This window comes from Rhodococcus sp. T7 (assembly GCF_009872365.1).
Classification (GTDB): Bacteria; Actinomycetota; Actinomycetes; order Mycobacteriales; family Mycobacteriaceae; genus Rhodococcus_F.
The window spans coordinates 1-3,128 of the sequence record NZ_WXYH01000160.1 but is presented as its reverse complement, the minus strand read 5'-3'; the positions used below and the strand labels follow the sequence as shown (position 1 = coordinate 3,128).

Here is a 3,128-nt window from a genome sequence, read left to right as displayed (position 1 = left end):
GGCACCGCCCGGGGGCACGTGAACAGGATCAAGATGCTCACACGACAGATGTGCGGGCGAGCCAACTTCGACCTACTCCGCAAAGGCGTCATCCACGCCGGATAGTCAAGCACCCCACAGTAATCATGTGAATTGTGCCAGACCCGCTCCTCTGCGGGTTGAGGCGGAAGGTGCGGTTCAGGCGGCTGCGCCGCGATCGCCGATGGGGCGTCGTCTGCGGGAGGTCTCCTTCAGGACCGCTCGCTGGAAGCGGCCGCCGGGCGGGTAGATGTCGATTCCTGGCGCCACCACGTCGTCGATCAGGTCGAGAACTTCGTCGCTCAGCACGAGATCGGCCCCCTCGACGAGGTCGAGAAGTTGGTCCTCGTTGCGAGGACCCACGATCACCGACGACACGGCCGGGTGGGACGCCGCGAACGCGACTGCCAGGTGTGGCAGCGTGCAGCCGATGCTGTCGGCGATCTCGACCAGCTTCTCGACGATGTTCAGCTTCACGACGGTCTCGGGTTTCGTTGGGTCGAACTGTGCCGGTCGCCTGGCAGCGCGACCGACGGACAGATTGACAGACTTGCCCTTCCGGTACTTTCCGGTCAGGAACCCGGACGCGAGAGGGGCCCACGTGAGGGTACCCATCCCGTACTTCTCACAGATCGGGAAGACTGATGCCTCGGCGCCACGGGTCATGATCGAGTACGGTGGTTGCTCGGTCCGGAACCGTTCGTAGCCTCGGGTTGTCGCGACGTGGTGGGCGTCCACGATGAACTCCGGCGGGAATGAGGAGCAACCGAACGCCCGGATCTTGCCCGCACGTACCAGGTCTGTGAGTGCCGAGAGTGTGTCGTCGATGTCCGTGCTCTCATCCGGCCTGTGCACCTGGTAGAGGTCGATCCAGTCGGTGTCGAGGCGGCGGAGGCTGTCCTCAACGGCACGCATGATCCATCGGCGCGAGTTCCCTCCCCTGTTGGGACCTTCCCCCATCGGGAAATGGAACTTCGTCGCGAGGATGACGTCGTCGCGACGCCCCGCCAGGGCCTTGCCGACGATCTCCTCGGACTCGCCGTCGGAGTACATGTCGGCGGTGTCGACGAAGTTGATACCGCGGTCCAACGCTGCATGAGTCGCGCGGACGCACGACCCATGGTCCGCGTTGTTCGCACCACCGAACATCATGGCGCCGAGGCAAAAGGCGCTCACCTCCATCCCGGTCGTTCCGAGCTTGCGCGTCCGCATCAGACAGTGACCTCCTCGCCGCTCGTCGTCGAAGCCGGCTTCTTGCGCCACTCGACGGCCCCGTCGGCGACCGTGGCATGAGCGACGCCGCTGTCAAGGTGGATCTCGGCCCAGTGAGCGTGATTGATCTGGTGAAGGCTGAAGCACGCATTGAGAGCGTTGTAGAAGCCCTGGATGTCCTGGGTCTGATTGACGGCCTCCTTGATCATCAAGGCCGTCATCGTCGGGCGCTTTGCGATCTCGCGCGCGTACTCCAGCGTCCGTTCCTCGAGCTCGTCCGCCGGGAAGATCTGGCTGACCATACCGATCCGGTGGGCCTCCTCGGCATCGACGGATCCGCCCGTCAGCATCAGTTCCTTGGTGCGCCGAGCACCGAACTCCCACGGGTGTGCGAAGTACTCGATGCCGCACATGCCGAGACGCGTCCCGACCGGGTCACAGTAGGTCGTACCCTCGGCAGCCACGATGAGATCGCATGACCAAGCGAAGGTCAGTCCCGCCGCAAAGATCTGGCCCTGAGTCTGCGCGATGGTGATCTTGCGAAGGTTCCGCCACCGCAGCGAGTTGCCGTAGTAGTAGTGCCACTCCTGGATCATTCGCTTCTCGGTGCTCTCCCGCGTGGCGCCGTTGATCTGGAACGTGGGGTGCTGGTCGGGACCCTCACCTCGCTCGATCGCGCGGTCCGGCGTGCCCATGTCGTGACCGGACGAGAAACAGTCACCGGTGCCGGCAAGGATGACCACACGGACCGTGTCATCGGCCTCGGCGGCCAGCATCGCCTCGTTCACCTCGACGAGCAGACTACGACTTTGCGCGTTGCGATACTTGGGCCGGTTCAGGGTGATCCGTGCAATGGTGCCCTCGTCGAGCAACTCGTAGGTGATGAATCGGTAATCCGTCATTGGTCCTCCTCGTTCGGTATTGGTCCTCGCTCCGCCGACCAACGGTCAGTCATGACGAGAGTCCAAGGTTGATGTATTGCGTCCTGAATTACCTGCCGGCGTCGACTGGGACGGGTGGGCGCGCTTGCCTGCCGAACCGTGCATCGCCTCGGATCCGTGTATTCGGGTGCAGGCACAAGTGAGTCGAGTGCTAGCGGGCGACCTGTTCGGCCTCTTCGACGTGCTTCTCGTTGACTGCCGCCCGATCTGCTGGGCCGCGAGCAGCGTCTGCGCCAGCCGTAGGGCGTGTGTGAGGACCCGGAGCGCCTCGACTTCATCCGCGATGGGTCGACCGGGCACATCCGTAAACCCGACGGATGCCTGGCGGCTCGTCAGGTCCGACGTCGACAGCGGCGTGCGGCTCACGCCCCGCTCGGCCGCATCGACGGCGAAGAGCGCGACGCCAGCGTCTGTGCGTGCGGCACCCAGCAGCAGGTCTGCGGTTGCTGCGCCGGGCATGACGTCGGCTTGCCCGCTGAGGACCCATGCGACACCATTCGGTGTCACCGTCACCGTGCCCTCGTCCGGTGACACTTGACCAGTGAGGGACGGGACGGCGAGCGTCGCGGCCCGTCCCGGCGGATGCGCAGCAACAACCGCTCTGGCCACATCGGCGATCACAGATTCGTATTCGATGCCTCGGCCTGTACTTGACATCCGTCTTCCTCTGCTCGATACAGCTTGAAGCATCTTGAACATTACTAGAACATCGCTTCAAGAAGGCTAGTGTGTAACGTGCGACACACGTCTGCATACCGATCAGGGCTCGCTACTTGGCCCAACGGGCCTGCCGAAGAAGACGCACAGTCCGGTGTTCGTTCGGGGCTGCACAAGCGGGCATACAGCCGTGCTAGCGCATGGAGTGCTCATGCTCTCGAAGTTACGGAGCTAATCACGGTAATCCCGGTCCTACGTCGGTCATCAAGAAGGGTGCTCCGATGCAAGAATAAGGCTTGC

Annotated in this window: 2 protein-coding genes; both read right to left on the bottom strand. The window is 63.6% G+C overall.

What is annotated here, in order from left to right; all coding sequences use genetic code 11:
* Nucleotides 1-177 precede the first annotated feature (177 nt).
* Nucleotides 178-1,230, bottom strand: a complete 1,053-nt coding sequence (locus MLGJGCBP_RS17315; RefSeq protein ID WP_160097161.1) for an aldo/keto reductase — start codon at nucleotides 1,228-1,230, stop codon at nucleotides 178-180.
* Nucleotides 1,230-2,132: an enoyl-CoA hydratase gene (locus MLGJGCBP_RS17310; RefSeq protein ID WP_160097159.1), complete on the bottom strand. Its 903-nt coding sequence runs from the start codon at nucleotides 2,130-2,132 to the stop codon at nucleotides 1,230-1,232. Before MLGJGCBP_RS17310 ends, MLGJGCBP_RS17315 begins: the two co-directional genes overlap by 1 nt.
* Nucleotides 2,133-3,128: the final 996 nt, after the last annotated feature.